Annotated in this window: 14 protein-coding genes; 7 read left to right on the top strand and 7 right to left on the bottom strand. The window is 67.6% G+C overall.

Translation table 11 applies throughout. The features are described from left to right. Nucleotides 1–141 precede the first annotated feature (141 nt). Genes GEV05_02440 through GEV05_02430 form a run of 3 tightly spaced genes read left to right on the top strand, consistent with a single transcriptional unit; the run spans nucleotide 142 to nucleotide 3,439 of the window. Entirely contained in the window at nucleotides 142–1,209 is a 1,068-nt protein-coding gene (locus GEV05_02440) for a phosphotransferase (protein ID MPZ42259.1), read from the top strand. After that, entirely contained in the window at nucleotides 1,206–2,495 is a 1,290-nt protein-coding gene (locus GEV05_02435) for a phosphopyruvate hydratase (protein ID MPZ42258.1), read from the top strand. Before GEV05_02440 ends, GEV05_02435 begins: the two co-directional genes overlap by 4 nt. Continuing rightward, on the top strand, nucleotides 2,492–3,439 hold the full coding sequence (locus GEV05_02430) for a hydroxyacid dehydrogenase (GenBank protein ID MPZ42257.1): 948 nt from the start codon (nucleotides 2,492–2,494) through the stop codon (nucleotides 3,437–3,439). Before GEV05_02435 ends, GEV05_02430 begins: the two co-directional genes overlap by 4 nt. A 265-nt stretch (nucleotides 3,440–3,704) precedes the next feature. Here the strand turns inward: GEV05_02430 and GEV05_02425 are convergent, their stop codons facing one another. Next, nucleotides 3,705–5,234 (bottom strand): radical SAM protein, encoded by a 1,530-nt coding sequence (locus tag GEV05_02425; GenBank protein ID MPZ42256.1) that lies wholly within the window; start codon nucleotides 5,232–5,234, stop codon nucleotides 3,705–3,707. Between the two features lie 37 nt (nucleotides 5,235–5,271). Further along, nucleotides 5,272–5,997 (bottom strand): response regulator, encoded by a 726-nt coding sequence (locus tag GEV05_02420; GenBank protein MPZ42255.1) that lies wholly within the window; start codon nucleotides 5,995–5,997, stop codon nucleotides 5,272–5,274. A gap of 296 nt (nucleotides 5,998–6,293) precedes the next feature. On the opposite strand from GEV05_02420, the gene GEV05_02415 reads away from it, so the two are divergent. Together GEV05_02415 and GEV05_02410 are read left to right on the top strand one after the other, a co-directional pair. Then, the gene (locus GEV05_02415) at nucleotides 6,294–6,530 is read left to right on the top strand and encodes a hypothetical protein (protein ID MPZ42254.1); all 237 of its coding nucleotides are present in this window, start codon (nucleotides 6,294–6,296) and stop codon (nucleotides 6,528–6,530) included. Then, nucleotides 6,527–7,048 (top strand): hypothetical protein, encoded by a 522-nt coding sequence (locus GEV05_02410; protein MPZ42253.1) that lies wholly within the window; start codon nucleotides 6,527–6,529, stop codon nucleotides 7,046–7,048. The genes GEV05_02415 and GEV05_02410 overlap by 4 nt, the downstream gene beginning before the upstream one ends. A 107-nt stretch (nucleotides 7,049–7,155) precedes the next feature. Here the strand turns inward: GEV05_02410 and GEV05_02405 are convergent, their stop codons facing one another. Together GEV05_02405 and GEV05_02400 are read right to left on the bottom strand one after the other, a co-directional pair. Beyond that, complete coding sequence (locus GEV05_02405) at nucleotides 7,156–8,958, bottom strand: response regulator (GenBank protein ID MPZ42252.1); 1,803 nt, start codon at nucleotides 8,956–8,958, stop codon at nucleotides 7,156–7,158. 10 nt (nucleotides 8,959–8,968) lie between these two features. Continuing rightward, complete coding sequence (locus tag GEV05_02400; GenBank protein ID MPZ42251.1) at nucleotides 8,969–11,230, bottom strand: peptidase C1; 2,262 nt, start codon at nucleotides 11,228–11,230, stop codon at nucleotides 8,969–8,971. On the opposite strand from GEV05_02400, the gene GEV05_02395 reads away from it, so the two are divergent. Further along, nucleotides 11,202–12,113, top strand: coding sequence for an alpha/beta fold hydrolase (locus GEV05_02395; GenBank protein MPZ42250.1), 912 nt, complete (start codon nucleotides 11,202–11,204; stop codon nucleotides 12,111–12,113). The genes GEV05_02400 and GEV05_02395 overlap by 29 nt on opposite strands. 13 nt (nucleotides 12,114–12,126) lie before the next feature. Here GEV05_02395 and GEV05_02390 read toward each other — a convergent pair whose 3' ends face one another. The 3 genes from GEV05_02390 to GEV05_02380 form a co-directional block, all read right to left on the bottom strand. Next, entirely contained in the window at nucleotides 12,127–12,840 is a 714-nt protein-coding gene (locus tag GEV05_02390; protein ID MPZ42249.1) for a hypothetical protein, read from the bottom strand. 126 nt (nucleotides 12,841–12,966) lie between these two features. Then, nucleotides 12,967–13,791: a hypothetical protein gene (locus GEV05_02385; GenBank protein ID MPZ42248.1), complete on the bottom strand. Its 825-nt coding sequence runs from the start codon at nucleotides 13,789–13,791 to the stop codon at nucleotides 12,967–12,969. Continuing rightward, nucleotides 13,788–14,504 (bottom strand): FCD domain-containing protein, encoded by a 717-nt coding sequence (locus tag GEV05_02380; protein ID MPZ42247.1) that lies wholly within the window; start codon nucleotides 14,502–14,504, stop codon nucleotides 13,788–13,790. The genes GEV05_02385 and GEV05_02380 overlap by 4 nt, the downstream gene beginning before the upstream one ends. A gap of 418 nt (nucleotides 14,505–14,922) precedes the next feature. Here GEV05_02380 and GEV05_02375 point away from each other — a divergent pair, with 418 nt between their 5' ends. Next, a complete protein-coding gene (locus tag GEV05_02375; protein ID MPZ42246.1) occupies nucleotides 14,923–16,317 on the top strand; it encodes an MmgE/PrpD family protein in 1,395 nt (464 codons plus the stop codon). Nucleotides 16,318–16,331 lie beyond the last annotated feature (14 nt).

Below are 16,331 nucleotides of genomic sequence, written 5' to 3'. Positions count from 1 at the left end.
CCGGCGTACTGGCGCGCGGGAAAATGGGGACGCACACAATTTCGCTGCGGAAAGTGTGTGCGTCCCCATTTTCGCTCCGATCTTGCTCGAATCGTCTGTGTGTTATCTACTTCAGAGGGGCGTAGCTTCTGAGACGGGACCATGGAGATGCGTGATCGACCGGACGCTCAGTCGCGCGATAGCGTTGCGCAGAAGCCGGCGGAGCGTGCGGACGATGGCGTCGAATTCGTGGCGTCGCTCAAGCGCATGGGGCTGGTCGATGCGCACGAGTTGCCCCAACTGACCGAGTTGGAGGGCGGTGTCTCGTCCAGGATCGTGCGCGCTGATACTGCGCGCGGGCCCGTGTGCGTCAAGCGCGCGCTGCCGCGCCTGAAGGTGGCTGCCGCCTGGTTCGCGCCGGTCGAGCGCAACGCCGCCGAAGTTGCCTGGATCCGGGTCGCCGCCCAAACGGCACCCGCAGCGGTTCCGCAGATTCTGGGCGAAGATCCGCTCGCTCGCGCGTTCGCGATGCACTATCTGCCGCCCGAGACCTACCCGGTATGGAAGCAGCAGCTGCGCGACGGCTGCGTGCGCACCGACACGGCTGCGGCGGTTGCTGCAACCCTGGTGCACATCCAGGCCGCGACCGCGGGCCGTGCCGACATCGCGCATCGATTCGCCGACGACACGGCGTTTCGCGCCCTGCGCCTGTCTGCCTATTTCGCCGCGGCCGCCGAAACCAATCCCGATTGTGCGCCGGCGCTGTTGGCGCTGATCGAGACCACCGCGGCGACGCGACTGGCACTGGTGCACGGCGACGTGAGCCCGAAGAACATCCTGGTCGGACCCGCCGGGCCTGTGCTGCTGGATGCGGAATGCGCGTGGTACGGCGATCCGGCATTCGACGCGGCGTTCTGCCTGACGCACCTGCTGTTGAAGTGCCTGTGGCGTCCGGCGCACCGCGCCGATTATCTGGCTTGCTTCGATACGTTCGTCGCGTCCTATGTCGCCGGCGTGGCGTGGGAGCCGCCGGCAGCCCTGGAAGCGCGCGCCTGTCGATTGCTTGCCGGCATGCTGCTGGCGCGGGTGGATGGCAAATCGCCGGTGGAGTACCTGACGGACGAGGCGCAGCGCGCGCGGGTGCGAACGTTTGCGTGCGGGTTGTTGGTCGATCCGGTGGGGCGGCTCGGTGCCATCCGCGAACTTTGGGCCGAGCGTAGCGCAGCATGAGCACGAGAATCGAGCAGGTCACGGCCCGCCGGATCTGGGACTCGCGTGGGCGGCCCACGGTCGAGGTGGAGGTGGCGCTGGCATGCGGCGCACGCGGCCGCGGCATGGCGCCGGCCGGGGCCTCCCGCGGCACGCACGAAGCGGTCGATCTGCGCGACGGCGGCGAGGCGTTGGGAGGATTCGGCGTCTCGCACGCATTGCGGAACGTGAACACCACGATTGCGCCGGCGCTGCAGGGACTGGACGCCTTGGACCAGGAAGGCGTTGACCGGGTGCTCGTCGCGCTCGATGCGACGCCGAACAAGGCGCGCCTGGGCGGCAACGCGACGATCGCGACCTCGTGCGCGGTGCTGCAGGCGGCTGCCGCTGGGGCCGGGCAGCCGTTGTGGCGCTATCTCGCGAGCGACGGCGAGGTCACGCTGCCGCTGCCGCAGATCCAGATCTTCGGCGGCGGCGCGCACGCCGGCCGCCGTGTCGACATCCAGGATTTCCTCGTAATGCCCGTGGGCGCCGCATCGTTCGACGAGGCGCTGGTGATGTGCGCCGAAGTCTATCGCCACGCCGGTGTCTGGATGGAACGGCGAGGGCGCCGGGCTGGCGTGGCCGACGAGGGCGGTTGGTGGCCGCAGTTCGATTCCAACGAGGAGGCGCTGGCGGCCCTGGCGCAATCGATCGAGGCCGCGGGCTACCGCAACGGCGAGGTCGCCATCGCGCTCGACATCGCCGCATCCGAATTCGGCCATGACGGCCGCTATCGGCTGGGGCTGGAAGGGCGCGAGCTGGATAGCGGCGAATGGCTCGACCAGCTTTTGGCGTGGCTCGCACGTTATCCGATCGTTTCCATCGAGGACCCGGTGGCGGAAGACGACGCAACCGGCATGCAAGCCTTCACGCGCGCGGCCGGTGCGAGCGTGCAGATCATCGGCGACGACTACTTGGTGACCAACGCCGAGCGCATCGCACAAGCGGCCCGGGCGGGCGCGTGCAACGCCGTGCTGCTCAAGCCCAACCAGGCCGGAACCATCACCGAAACGAAGCAAGCGTTGGTGGCCGCGCGGGCGCACGGTTTCGCAACGATCGTGTCGGCGCGCTCGGGCGAAACCGAAGATGCCAGCATCGTGCATCTGGCGGTGGGCTGGAACTGCGGCCAGCTCAAGGTCGGATCGTTTGCTCGCTCCGAGCGCATGGCGAAGTGGAACGAGGGCCTGCGCATCGAACAGGCGCTCGGCCCGGCCGCCCGTTATGCCGGACGTAGCGTCCTCGCGCCGCGCGAGCGAACGCCATGAAGGCGGTGCTGCACTTTCGCGCGAGCCCGGCATTTCGGCAGCAGCTGCTCGCCGCTGCGCCCGATTGGTTGGAGGTTGCAATCGTCGACGAAGCCGACGAAGCCGCCTTTCGCCGCGAGATGCTGGATGCCGAAGTGCTCCTGCACGTGCTGACGCCGGTCAGCGCGGCGATGATCGCGGCCGCGCCGCGGCTGCGCCTGATCCAGAAGATCGGGGTCGGCGTGAACACGATCGATCTCGACGCCGCGCGCGCTCGTGGCATCGCCGTCGCCAACATGCCCGGGACCAACAGCCAGGCGGTGGCCGAGATGACGCTGGCGCTCATGCTGGCGGCGCTGCGCCGCATTCCCTTGCTCGATCGCGCCACGCGCGAATGCCGGGGCTGGACGCTGCCGCCGGAAAACCTCGACCCGGTCGGCGAGATCGCGGGCCGCACGGTCGGATTGATCGGCTACGGCGAGGTGCCACGGCGGCTCGCGCCCGTATTGCAGGCCCTCGGTGCCAGTGTGTTGTACACCGCCCGAAGCCGCAAGGCCGAAGCCGGCGGCGAATTCCTCGCGCTGCCGCAGCTGCTGGCTGCAGCCGACATCGTATCGCTGCACGTGCCGCTCACCCCGGAAACAGAGCGCATGATCGACGCAGCCGCCCTTGCGCGCATGAAGCCCGGCGCGGTGCTCGTGAACACGGCCCGCGGCGGTCTGGTCGATGAGGCGGCCCTGGTGCAGGCGCTGCAGTCGGGGCGGCTGCGCGCGGCGGGCGTGGATGTGCTGGCGGTCGAGCCGGCCGGCGCCGGGCTCGCGCTCGCACGACTCGACAACGTGGTGATGACGCCGCACGTGGCGTGGCTCACAGCGGAAACGCTCGCGCGCAGCCTCGACGTCGCGATCGAGAACTGCCGGCGGCTGCGCGACGCACACCCGCTGCTGAACGAAGTGAAAACATGATCGATCGCCGTCCAGCCCGGACATTTCATCGAGCCGCCAGCGCCCGTGCAGGCCGACGTACAAGTTGGAACTGACAATCACTTCTTATTGATCGTTCCGTATTGGACGACAGTCCAATACGGACGCGACGCTCCCCTCTCCCCCCGGGAGAGGGGTTGAGGGTGAGGGACGAGCGTGACATGAAATAGGGAACGCTCGATAAGCATTTCTTTACGCAGGGCATTGGTCCCGTTCCGAGCCGGCCCGGTGAAATATCCGGGCTAGCTCAGGCGACCGACGCCCGGCGCTTGCGCTCATGAGCCGGTGTCGCGCCGAGCCACTGCGGCAATACGAATCCGTTGCAATCGGCTACGGCCCAGGGTTTCATGATGGCCTCGAGCTCCTCCTCGTCGCGGAAGTCGTCCGGAGCGAACGGGATACGTTCGGCCTCGGGCGGCGCCCGATCGCTGCCGGCGAGATAGGTTCGATCGGGATCGGGCCGGTAGGCGTTCCAGTACTGCGCGGCGCAATCGAGCGCCCAGGCGAACCAGCCGCCGTCGGGGAGCAGCCTGCGTGCGTCGTGCGCGAGCTTGCGCGCGCGCCGTGCCGGCGCGAAAACTTCCGCGATGAGCGTCTTGTAGGCGGCGATGAATTCCGCTGCCGGCGCATGCCGCGGCCGCGTCACCAGGGTGTAGGTGCTGAAGTCGCGCAGCAGCGCATTGGGCAGCAGCGCGGGCGTCTTCGACGCGGCCAGCTTGTGGAAGTGCGGCGTGCCGGGAATCGGCGTCTCGAAACAGATGTAACTCGGCACCTTCAAGCCGCTTTCGTCCAGCAGGCGGGGGATGGCGCGCACGTACTCGAGGTCGTCCTCGAGCGGGCTCAGCATGAGGCCGGCATCGAGCAGAATCCCTAGCCGGTGACAGCGCCGGATCATGGTGTGGGTGCGGGCGATCACGTTCTGGCGCTTGTTCATGCTGCGTAAGGTGCGTGCGTTGAAACTTTCGAGGCCGACGTAGAGATAGCGGCAGCCGGAGCGCGCCAGCGTGGCGATGAGCTGCTCATCGTCGGCTGCGTTGAAGGTGATGCACGACCCCCAGCGGATGTTCAGGCGCGAGAGCGCCTGCGCGAGGCTGGCGAGATAACGCGGATTGCCGCCGATGTTGTTGTCGTAGAAGATCACCATGGCATCGCGCGGCCAGCGCGCGCGCGCACCGAGTGCTGCGCGCATCGCGATCAGATCGCGGACCACGTGGCCGGCCGGCCGGGTTTCGAAGCGGGTGCCGGCGGCGGTCAGGGCGCAAAAGTCGCAGGCGAAATTGCAGCCGCGGGTGGCTTCGAGCCCGAGCGGCAGAAGCTGCTGCTCGGCCATCAATTCGACTTTCGGCGTGGGCACGGCAGCCGGACGGTAGCCGCGCGAGCGGTACACCGGCTGCAGGTTGCCGCGGGCGAAATCGTCGACCAGACGCGGCACCGTGTCTTCCGGATCGCCGATGACGATAGCGTCGAACCAGGGTGCGCATACGCCGGGGAAAGTGCTCGCCATGATGCCCCCGAGCACGGTCTTTGCCCCGCGGCGGCGCCAATAGTGCGAGATCTGCCGCGCCCGATCGAAGTCCGAGTGCAGGCAGGAGATCAGCAGCAGATCGTAGTCCCGCGCCCAGTCGGGGTCGGTCCAGGCGTCGTTGACCACGTCGACCTCGACGCCGGCGGGCAGCAAGGCGGCGAGCAGGGGACCGACCTGGGGTTGCAGCACGCCGCGGTGGTGCGCGCCGCGCCGATGGTAGTCGACGAAAGCGGACACGATGCCGACACGCACGATAGGATGGACTACGCGCGCGGGTGCAGCGTCGGGCTCAAGCCTTGTCCTCGCCGCCGAGCAGGTCGTGCGCGTGCACGCCGAGCCGCTCCACCGCCAGCGCGGCTTGCGTGCGCCGCTCCACGTCGAGCGCGCGCAGGATGTTGGTCATGTGCGCCTTGACGGTCGATTCCGCGATGGAGCTGCCGCGCTGCGAGGGGATCTCCTTGCCGATGGCGCGCGCGATCTCCTTGTTGCTGTAGCCCTTGAGCAGCAAACCCAGCACGCGCAGCTCCTGCGGCGTGAGGAGGTTGCGCAAGCGCGCCAGGGCCTCGGCATTGGTCGTGCCACGCGCGAGCGGAACCACGCGCGCCGCCGCCGTGCCGGAGCCAGGCATCATGCTCTCCGGCACGTACTTGCCGCCGTCGAGCACCAGGCGGATGGCCGTGACGATGAGCTTCGGCGTCGAGCCCTTGGAAATGAAACCGGAGGCGCCGGCATTCATCGCTGCCGTCACGATCTCGCGCCCGTCGAAGCCCGAGATGACGATGATCGGCAACGTCGGGTGCGCGGCCTTCAGCTCCGCCAGCACCGTGGCCCCGTCGGCATCCGGAAGGGCGTAGTCGAGCAGGACGAGGTCGAGCCCGGGATGGTCGCGGGCGAGCCGCAGGGCGTCCGCCGCGTCGCGGCCTTCGATGACATCGACTTCGTCATCGAGGTCCTTGATCGCTTCCTTCAGCGCCGAGCGCAACAGCGGGTGGTCGTCGACCACGAGAACCTGCATCCATCCCCCGAATCTTGGTTTGCGCGAAGTCTAGACGATTTCGGCCGCAGGCGGGGACGGTGCGAGGCTGGATCCGTGTCCGCTGCGCCGCCGACCAAGGTCGGCAGGTAGCCGGCACCTCAGCCCGCAGCGGTTCGGACGCTCGCAGATATCGCTACGCACCGCTTCGCATGCGTGTTTCGACCTTGGTCGTAACCCGTCGGTCCAATGGTGTCCGCCAAATTGTCGCCGCAGTATGACGCCCTGCAGCAAGGCCATGCTGCAGCCCTCGTCGAACGGATAACAAGGAGGCGGACATGAACACGGAATACAGGTTCAGGCGACGTGACAAACGACGTGACAGGCGGGATGAATCGCAGCGCAGCGAACGGCTGCGTTTTCTCGGTTCGGCAATCGGATTGTGGGCCGTGTGCGCCACCGGCATCTATCTCATCGGACCGGGCGACGTGGAACGGATGGCGGCGGCGGGCTTGTCGGCCGATTCGATCGCGCCGCAACGCGCGAGCATCGCGGTCGCGGCCTACCAGCCATGAGCGCGCGTCCGATGATATCGGCCGAGGGCGGGGCATCCCGACCGCGCCTGATCTATTCCGCCGGATACGATCTGGTCACGCTCGGCGCTTCGGATCGCGAGGACTTGACGGCCCACTGCCGCAGCCTCGCCGCAATGCGTGCCAGCATCGGCTGGGGCACGCTCGGCGAGTTGTGCACCGTGCCGGCATTCGGCCAGGCCGACTTCTCGACCGACCAGGTCGTCGCCGCTCGCATCGGGCAGGGACCGATCATCGCCACCGCGCAGGTGCACCGGGTTTCTCGCCTGCTCGGATGGGCGGAGCTGTGGTATACCGCCTGGCCCGGAGATTGGGCGCATGGCGCCTGCGCGCAGTGTATCGGGCGGGCGGTGCGCTGGGCGCGGCGGTCGGGCCTGGCGAGCCTGGTGGCGTACTCCAAGGCCGAGGTCGATGCGGAACGCGAGATGCTCGCGCGTGCCGGGTTCGTCGTTTCTTCGCAGCGCGGTGAGCTGATCGGCGAGCTGGAGCTGCTCGATTGATCGCGCTGCGGCTGCGATATTTACAGTCAAAAGCCGGACTCGGCGCAGTCAAAAGCCGGATTCGGCGCGGTCAGGGCTCGGCGCAGTCAATGGCCGTTACGTCGGCGTCAGCTCGGTACTGAGCGCGTCTCCCAGCGCGAGCCCTCGATTCTGAGCGCATCTTCCAGCGCGAGCCGCAGCTGGGCCGGCTTGACCGGCTTTGCGAGAATGCGAATGCCGCGCGCCGCGGCCGGCGCGCGGTGCTCGTCGCCGCCGTAGCCGGTCACCAGCAGCGCCGGGATCGGGCTCGCGAAACGGCTGCGGACACGATCCACCAGCGCGATCCCGTTCTCGTCCGTGCCCAGCTGGTAGTCGGCGACGATGAGCGCCGGGACGTGCCGTGCGCCTTCCAGGGCAGCCAGCGCCTGGTCGGCATCGGTCGCCGCGAACACCTCGAGATCCCAGCTCCTCAATTTGTCGGCCATGCCGCTCAGGACCGCCGCATCGTCGTCCACCAGTAAGGCGACCCGTCCTCGCAGCGGATTGGGCAGCGCCGGCTCGTGCACCGATTCGGGCGCCGGAGCGGCGGCCGCCGCCAGGTGGATGCCGAAGGTGGAGCCGCGGCCGGGCATCGACTCGACCGTCAAGCGGTGGCCGAGCAGCTCGACGAAGCGCTGCACGATCGACAATCCGATGCCCAGCCCTTTGCTGGCTGCGCTGCCCGCCACCTGATAGAACTCGTCGAAGATGCGTTGCTGGTCCTGCGGCGCGATCCCGATGCCGGTGTCGCGGACTTCGATCCGCACTGCGTTATCCTCGGCGTGCACGCCGATCTCGACGCTGCCGCCGGAGCGCGTATAGCGCACGGCGTTGCTCGCCAGGTTGCGCACGATGCGTTCGAGCAGCATGCGATCGGTCGTCACGGCGAGCGGCGTCGGTTGGATGCGAAGCGCGATGCCCTGCTGGGCGGCGAGGTGGCCGAACTCCAGCTCGATCGAGTCGAACAGCGGCTGCAGCGCGACTGCGGTCACGAACGGCTGGATATCGCCCGCATCCAGACGCGATACCGACAGCAGGTCGTCGGCGAGCCGCCCCACCGTGCGCGCCGAGGCGGCGATGGCGGCCACGCGCTCATGCTGCTTCGGATCGTGATTCGCCTGCGCCAGCTGGTCGGTGAGCAGGCTGATCGCCTGCACGTCGTTGCGCAGATCGTGACTGGTCGCCTGCAGGAACTTCGACTTGGCCTGCGTCGCAACTTCCGCTTGCTGGCGCGCGCGCTCGGCCAGGCGCCGTTCGTCGTCGAGCAAGAAGCGGTTGTATAGCGATTGCTCGAGCTCGCGGTTGAGCTTCAGGCCGAACTTGATCAGTACGCACAGCACCAGCGCGCAGACCGCCGCCATCCAGAGATGCATGCGATCGGCTTCGGCCACCAGCCGCGCCGTGATCGGCAACAAGGTAGGGACGATGAAGAGGAAGAACGAGCGCAGGTCGATGGTGACCAGCGCCAGCGCGCCGGCAGTGACTCCGACCAGGCAGATCACCAGATAGGCCTGGTAGTTCGCGCTGGCCGGATCGAACATGAACAGCGCGCTCGATCCCCACGTCAGGCCCGAATAGAGCGCACCCAGCGCCCAGCGCCGCCCCCACAGCCCGGTGCTGCGCGTTGCCGGCTCGGCGCGCTGGAACTGCCGATACAGCAGCAGTCGCCAGCTCTGGTTGGCGGCGATCAATCCCAGCCACAGGATCATGAGCGAGCGCGGGGTATTCGATTGCCACAGGCCCGCGACCACGATCACGCCGCCGATCGTCATCCCGAGTGCGGAGAAGGGCAGCTCTTCGTAAAGCGCGCGGATCTGCTCGCGGCGCACGCGCTCGGCGAGCGAGCGCGGGCTTTCGTCCCGGTTGCCGGCGTTGTGCACCGCTGCAGGCATGAACGTCGTCTCAGAAATCGAGATCGTCGAGATTCTTCGTCAGCTCGCTGCCCAGGATGCACTTCAACGTGCGGCCCACGACTTCGATGCTGTTGTCGAAGCAGCCGTGAGTGGACGCGATCTTGCGCGGTCCGCAGTCGACTTGCCTCGCATTCAACACTGCCAGATAGCCGCCCGGAGCGGGCTTGCCTTGTTCGGCGAAATCGCCCGGCCGGGTTTCGCCGGGCCAGGCGAAGGCTTGCCACTGCCGCACGTGCTCCAGGGTGTCTTTGTGCCAGTGTTCCTCGCCCGCATACTGCGAATCCCAAGCAATCGCCAGCCCGAGCAACGGCGTCTTGTGCCAGCGCTCGAGCGCACGGCTCACCAGATAGAGCAGCGACTTGCGGTAGGGGCCGATGCTGTCGGCGCGCTCGAGCTTGTCGTTCAACAGGTGCACCCGAAACGCCGAGCCCGGCAGGCAGCCGCCCTCGACGGCGGGCTTGAAGTACGTGAGCGCAAATTCCAGGTCGCACGCCGGCGCGTACAGCGTGCACGACGCCGCCTTCACGACCGGATCGACGCCCAGCTCGCCGAGCAGGCGCCCGAGTACGTACGACCCGGCCGAATGCCCCACGAGGTGGATTTCGAGCTTGCCGTCTGCCTTCGCGGCCAGTTCCTTGATGCGATTTGCGAGCAGACAGAATCCGCGGTCCGAGGCTGCGGCGCGGGCGACGTTCTCCTTCATCTCCGACCAGAGGCTGCGTGCCAGCACCTGACGCGAGAGCACTTCGACGGCGCGATCGGTCGCTTCGCTCATTGCCTCGCCGAGCCCTTCGGCCGGCGCCCTCTGGCCGAACTCGGACTGGAAGCCGTCCTCGAGCATGTTGGCGATCGTTTCCTGCCAGCCGCTCTTCCAGGTCACGAACAGCGGGTAGATTGCATTCGCTTCGATCTGCGGGCCCAGCAGCCGGATGCGCTGGATCGAGTCTTCTTCCGAATTGAGGCCGCCGTGCGCGTACACCAGCAGGCGCCACGGCTCGCCCTGCGGCCGCTGCCCGAACCACTCCAGCGGCTTGGTGAGCGCCACGTACTCGGTGTTCTTGTCCTCGTTGGCGACGTGCAGCAGGCGATTGACGGTGCGCCCGTCGTTGGCTGTGACCAGCGTGTGGTTGTAGGCGTAGTCGCTGCTCCACACACCTTTCTTGTCGGCGAACTTGTCGCGTGCGCCGCGGAACAGGCTCGACAGCCCGGAGCTCGCCGGCGCGTTACGGGCCGAGGGCGGAATGAAGTGACGCCGCGGCGGCGCGATCGAGCGCACGTTGCTGCGCGTCCTGGTACCGGCCGTGATCGGGGCGCCCAATCCGACCACCCAGGCATCGGTTCCCCACAGCACCCATTCCTCATAGGGAAGCACCGCGAACCCCGACGCGGCCCAGGTTTTCCCCCAGGAGTTCTGCACGATGAAGCCGACGTTGTTGTAACCGACCAGCGCGAACGCATGCCCGCCGAGACCCTTGCGGCTGGGCTTGATGGTCGGCAGCGCGTCGTGGCATATCGGCTTGGTCACGGTTTTCACGTCCCAGCCTTCGTGCACGGTGGCCGAAACGTACACCGCCCCGGTCTGCCGGATCGCTGCCTGGATATCGACCACCGACTCGCGTTCCACGCGGTAGTACACGCCGAGCGGGCGGCGCACCGCGTCGAGCTCCCATTCGTTTTGCGGGGCGACGAACGTCACTTCGCCGTCGGCGTTGCGGTAAGGCCAGAGCGATTCGCCGCACACGCCATGGCGATGCCAGCCTTTCAACGCGCCGCGGCAGCTCGAGCCTTCGTAATCCTCGCCCGGCCACTCGTCGTAGAAGCGCGCCAGGTGATAGATCATGCGCTCGCTCACCTTGTCGGCGGACGTCATCTTGTGGCTCGAACGCACCCACAAGAGGTAATTGATGACGACCGCGAGCCCGAAGCCGGTGCACGCACCTTCCTGGCCCTGGTCCAGGACCAGATCGGCTCCCTGATACGCCGGCAGCAATTCGGCCACGCCGGCATCGCTCGGATAGACGGCGGGCAGCGACTGAACCGCGGGACGAAACGGCAGGTCGCGCAGATCCAGGCGGTCGGGGCGCGCATCGAGCGTCAGCTCGCGACCGGCGATCTTCAGTTTGCGGCTGGGCATGTCGGCCTCCTCTCGAGCTCTGCGATCTGACGTCGCCGCTCGACCCCCGTCAGTCCGAGCGCAACAGCCGGCAGTATAGCTACCGCGCATGCGGGCCGCTAAGGTAGCATCGGACATTCCGATTCATCACAGCGCGCTCGCCATGACAACCGTTCCCGCCGCCGTTCCCGCCGATAGCCACTTCGTCGTTCGCGATGCCGTCCGCCTGCATCATCTCGATTGGGGCAATCCGGACCATCCCACGATCGTGCTGGTGCACGGCAGCCGCCTGCATGCGCACGTGTGGAACGACTTCTGCCGCCGCTTCAGCGATCGCTACCATATCGTCGCGGTCGACCAGCGCGGTCACGGCGACAGCAGCTGGTGCGCGAAGCAGGGCTACGCCCTGGAGGATTTCTATCAGGATCTGCGCGCGACCGTCGCCGAGCGCGGCCTCGGGCGCTTCACGCTGGTCGGCCATTCGCTCGGCGGGCGCGTTTCGATGCTCTTCACCGAGCGCCATCCCGGCCACGTCGAGCGGCTGGTGCTGGTCGATATCGCCGCCGGGCGGCCGGCCAACATCGGTCCCGACGCCGATCTGTCGCGCATTGCCGAGACGCCCCCGCCACGTGCGTTCGATTCGCAGGAAGAAGCTTGCGAATACCTCGCGCAACTCATGTTCCGCGCCCCGCGCCCCATGATCGAGGAGAGCGTGCGCCACGGCATGCGCCGGCTCGACGATGGCCGCTACACCTGGAAGTACGATCCGGCGCTCCTGCAGCGCACGCGCGGACGTGGGCCCGCCGTCGACCTGTGGGAGACGGTGCGGCGTATCGAGGCGCCGACGCTGTTGCAGTACGGCGGCGTGAGCCGCGTGGTGAACGAGGAGCTGGCGCAGCGCATGGCGTCGACCATGCCGCGCTGCCGGATCGAGCGCATCGAAGGCGCCGGCCACGCGCTCTTCACCGATCAACCCGATGCGTTCGCCGCCAGCATGGGCCGTTTTCTCGCGGACGCCTGAGCGTCGCGGAGCGCTATTGCAGAATGTGATCCGTGACTCGGGCGCGCTTGCCCGGCTCCAGTGCGACGATCGCCATGCTGCCATTCGGCCGCGTGCCGAGCTGTGCCGCCGGAACGCCGGGATAGCAGGCCACTGTGCGTCCATGGCGGATCTGCCGGTGCATATGCACGTGGCCGAGCGCCAGGTAATCGAAGCCGGACGTCTCGATCTCCTGCGCGGTGATGATCGAGGAGCGATCGCTCTCCCCATCCTCGCTGTACAGTCCGTGCGCCATGCCGATGTGCCACAGATCGCGCGTGCGCGCAGGAGCGTTCGCCATCGGCTTGTTGCTGGGCGCGTGGTCGAGCATGCAGCGTCCCCACACCGTGGCATGCAATTCGGGAAACTCCACCACGGCGCCGTCGGGCTGGTCGAGCAGGACGACATGGTGGCCGGCGCGGCGAAAGTCCATGCGTTGCAGGACCGAGCGCTCCTGCCAGCAATCGTGATTGCCGGGAATGATGACGGTGGGGCAGTCCACGCGCGCGAGCTGCTCGTAGACGAAGTCGATCACGTCGCCCTGGATGCGGGTGTGATCGAACAGGTCGCCGGCGATCAGAAAGAGATCCGAGCGGGTGTCGAGCACCGTATCGACGACGCGCTCGAATGCGGCCCGGATGGGCGCGGCATCGTCCCCGTCGTGCAGATGAACGTCCGAAGTGTGGGCTATCGTGAGCAGTTGGATCATGGCGTCGGATCGCAGGCAACCAGCCGATTGTAACGGCTGACGCCGCTGCCGGGCAGCGAGCGTTGCGCGAGGCGTGCGGGATTCTCGCTCGACGCGAAAGCCGAGGCTGCGTGCGGGTGGCGGCGTTCACGCCACCGGCGGCTCCACCAGCGCCCGCTGCAGGAACTCGGTTACCAGCGGCCACACGATCGATGCCATCTCGGGTTGATAGCCGTCGGAATCGGGCGAGGCGAAGCCGTGGCGGGCATGCGAGTAGAAATGCCACTCGAACGGCTGGCCGTTGGCGTGGAAGCTTTCCCACAGCCGCCTGCGCGTCTCGGGGGTGGCGATGTGGTCGTGCCCGCCGTAGATCAGCATCGAGGGGCACTTGATCGTTCGCGCCAGGTCGAATGCGTGTCGCGGCCGCAGCGCCGTCTCGATCTCGTCGCGCACCGAAGGATAGTAGAGTACCAGCGCGCGCAGCTCGGGCGTATCGGCGGCGAAGGGGACCGCGAGCCGGCCGCCCATGGAGTGGGCGATGATGCCGGTGCGGGTCGGATCGACATCGGCGCGCCGGGCGAGGAAGCGCCATGCGTCGCCGATCACGCGCAGGAACTCGTTGTCGTTCAGCCGCTGTTGCAGTTCCGCGCCGCGGCCGATGTGGCTGTCGCCCGCTACGCCGAGCATGTGGTACAGATTCGGGACCAGGGTCGCGTAGCCCAGTCGAGCCAGATCCGCCGCCGTGGTCTTGAGATCCGCGGTCACGCCATTGGCATGATGGAGCACCAGCACGCCGGGCCTGCGCGCCGCGGTAGCAGGGTAGGCTAAGAATCCCGACACGCCGTCCTGGTCGCGGTGCAGCACCTTGGATGCGATTCGCATCTGCTTCCTCCTTGGATTTGTCTTGCTCTGACCGGGGCGCGTCTGCGCGGCGGCGTGCGGCATGGGTACGATGATCGCGGGCGCGGTCAAGCCGCGGCTTGCGCCGTGCCCTGGTCCACCAGGGCGGGGTCGGCTTCGATCGCCGCCTTCAACTCGTTCCAGCCCGCATAGATGTGCTCGCGCGTCGCGGCCGCGGCCGCTTCCTCGTTGCGCGAGACCACCGCATCGATGATGCGGGCATGCTCGTGCGCCGCGCGGCCGACGCGGCCGCCGAGCTGGTTGATGATATCGAACGGGTATTTCGCCCACAGCACCTGGACAAAATGAAAGCTCAGCGGCTGCCCCGCAAGCCCGTAGAGAAAACGGTGGAAGCGATAGTTGGCGCCGCGGGCCGCATTGCGGTCGCCCATCTCGAAGGCGCGATCGAAGTCCTGACCCAGCCGCTGCATCTGCTCCATGTCGCCCAGCGTCATGCGGCGCATGGCGCTCACGGTGAGCCGCGTCTCCAGCAGCGCGCGCAGCTCGATCACTTCGGATGCGCTCGACACCTCGAACGGCGCGACGATCGCGCCCCGGTGGGTGGCGCCAAGGACATAACCTTCCGCGGCCAGCAGCTTCAGCGCCTCGCGCACGGGCGTGATGCTCAGTCCCAGCTCCTCGGCGAGCTCTGCCTGCTTCAAGCGCGTGCCGCGCGGGATCTCGCCCGAAAGAATGCCTTCGCGCAGGAAATCGGCGACGTATTCCTCCTTGGTATGGAATACGGCGGCAAACGCAGTTCGTCGCGAGCGTCCACGGGTCTTCATTTCATCAACTCCAAAATCCGGTGCTGCGCCAGCACCCTATTCTGCCACGCCGGGTTGACTCGATTCGGGCGCCTTGCTTTTGCTCGGTCCGGTTCGGCAATCGCGCGCGTCACGGCGCACCACGATCGCCGGGGGCAGGATGCGGCTTCACCGCTGTGCCCGTAATGCGGACGCTTGCGCTTCGATTGCGTCGTAAATTCATGGCCCAGCGAGGCAAATACAATGCATTATTACCCGGCAGCTGTCAAAGAGGCGCGTGCCGAGCGCAGCCGCGCGGCTTGCCAGAATGCTGCGCTGGCTCCGGCTTCGGCGCCGGCCGCAGCGAAGCGCTAACATCGTGCTGACCGCCGCCATCATTCGCAAATGCACCACCGCAGTCCCGCGCGAGCCGGGGCCGCCAGTCAGGAGACCTACCATCATGCCCCAGCCGCTCGAGGCGAATCCCATCCATCCGGTTGCGGCGCAGCCCAGCCTCGTCCTGTCCGAATTCCTCGCCGGGTTGCGCTTCGACGACATTCCGCAATCCGTGGTGGCGCGCACCGAAGACCTGTTCCTCGACTGGTTCGCATCCGCGCTCGCCGGCAAGGGCGCACGACCTACCGAAGTCATGCAACGGTTCGCGGCGACCATGGGACCCGCCACCGGACCCGCCGAGGTGTTCACGTCACGCGGCAAGACCTCGGCCCTGTTCGCCGCGCTCGTCAACGGCGCGGCTTCGCACTTCGTCGAGCAGGACGACTTGCACAACAGCTCCGTGCTGCATCCGGCCACGGTCGTTTTTCCCGCCGTGCTGGCGGTAGCGCAGGAAATCGGCGCCAGCGGCAAGGCGCTGATCACCGCGGCCGTCGCGGGTTACGAGTGCGGCGTTCGCGTCGGCGAATTCCTCGGCCGCTCGCACTACAAGGTGTTCCACACCACCGGCACGGCCGGCAAGCTCGCGGCGGCGGCCGCGGTGGGGCGGCTGCTCGGCCTGGATGCGCAGCGCATGAATCATTGCCTGGGCTCGGCCGGAACGATGGCAGCCGGGCTGTGGGAGTTCCTGCGCGACGCCGCCGATTCCAAGCAGCTGCATACCGCCAAAGCGGCGGCGGACGGGTTGATGGCGGCATACATCGCCCGCGACGGCTTCACCGGAGCGGCCCGCATTTTCGAGGGGCCACAGGGCATGGGCGCGGGCATGTCGACCGACGCCGATCCTTCTCGGCTGGTCGACGGCCTGGGCAGCCGCTGGGCCACCGCCGAGACCTCGTTCAAGTTCCATGCTTCGTGCCGCCATACGCACCCCGCGGCCGACGCCTTGCTGGAAGGCATGCGGCGCGAGCGGCTGCGCGCGGACGACATTGCGCGCGTCACCGCGCTGGTGCACCAGGGCGCGATCGACGTGCTCGGTCCGGTCACCGATCCGCAGACGGTGCACCAGTCCAAGTTCTCGATGGGGTTCGTCCTGGCCAACATCGCGCTGCACGGGCGCGCGGGCTTGAGCGAATTCACCGACGCTGCACTGCGCGACCCGCGCCTGCGCAGCTTCCACGACAAGGTCGGCATGAAGCTCGACAGCGAGGTCGACACGGCGTATCCGAAGCGCTGGATCGGCAAGGTCGAAATCCGCACCCACGACGGCCGAACCGTGGCGCAGCGCGTCGATACGCCCAAGGGCGATCCGGACAACACCCTGTCGCGTCCCGAGCTCGAGGACAAGGCGATGCGGCTGGCGGCATACGCGGGCGGCGCGAGCGAAGCCGAAATGCGCACAGTCATCGCACGCATCTGGCATCTGCACGACCAGGCCGACGCCCGCGCCTTTTTGGGCTGAAGCGCCCAATCCGC

It is taken from the genome of Betaproteobacteria bacterium, from assembly GCA_009377585.1.
In the GTDB taxonomy this organism is placed as follows: Bacteria; Pseudomonadota; Gammaproteobacteria; order Burkholderiales; family WYBJ01; genus WYBJ01.
Note: the sequence above shows the minus strand (reverse complement) of the source record. Positions and strands in the feature narration are given on the sequence as shown.

Excerpts from the sequence above, each read along its gene's own strand:
- GEV05_02440 (MPZ42259.1), top strand. The coding sequence starts at position 142 with ATGGAGATGCGTGATCGACCGGACGCTCAGTCGCGCGATAGCGTTGCG.
- GEV05_02435 (MPZ42258.1), top strand. The coding sequence starts at position 1,206 with ATGAGCACGAGAATCGAGCAGGTCACGGCCCGCCGGATCTGGGACTCG.
- GEV05_02430 (MPZ42257.1), top strand. The coding sequence starts at position 2,492 with ATGAAGGCGGTGCTGCACTTTCGCGCGAGCCCGGCATTTCGGCAGCAG.
- GEV05_02420 (MPZ42255.1), bottom strand. The coding sequence starts at position 5,997 with ATGCAGGTTCTCGTGGTCGACGACCACCCGCTGTTGCGCTCGGCGCTG.
- GEV05_02415 (MPZ42254.1), top strand. The coding sequence starts at position 6,294 with ATGAACACGGAATACAGGTTCAGGCGACGTGACAAACGACGTGACAGG.
- GEV05_02410 (MPZ42253.1), top strand. The coding sequence starts at position 6,527 with ATGAGCGCGCGTCCGATGATATCGGCCGAGGGCGGGGCATCCCGACCG.
- GEV05_02405 (MPZ42252.1), bottom strand. The coding sequence starts at position 8,958 with ATGCCTGCAGCGGTGCACAACGCCGGCAACCGGGACGAAAGCCCGCGC.
- GEV05_02395 (MPZ42250.1), top strand. The coding sequence starts at position 11,202 with ATGCGGGCCGCTAAGGTAGCATCGGACATTCCGATTCATCACAGCGCG.
- GEV05_02400 (MPZ42251.1), bottom strand. The coding sequence starts at position 11,230 with ATGTCCGATGCTACCTTAGCGGCCCGCATGCGCGGTAGCTATACTGCC.
- GEV05_02390 (MPZ42249.1), bottom strand. The coding sequence starts at position 12,840 with ATGATCCAACTGCTCACGATAGCCCACACTTCGGACGTTCATCTGCAC.
- GEV05_02380 (MPZ42247.1), bottom strand. The coding sequence starts at position 14,504 with ATGAAGACCCGTGGACGCTCGCGACGAACTGCGTTTGCCGCCGTATTC.
- GEV05_02375 (MPZ42246.1), top strand. The coding sequence starts at position 14,923 with ATGCCCCAGCCGCTCGAGGCGAATCCCATCCATCCGGTTGCGGCGCAG.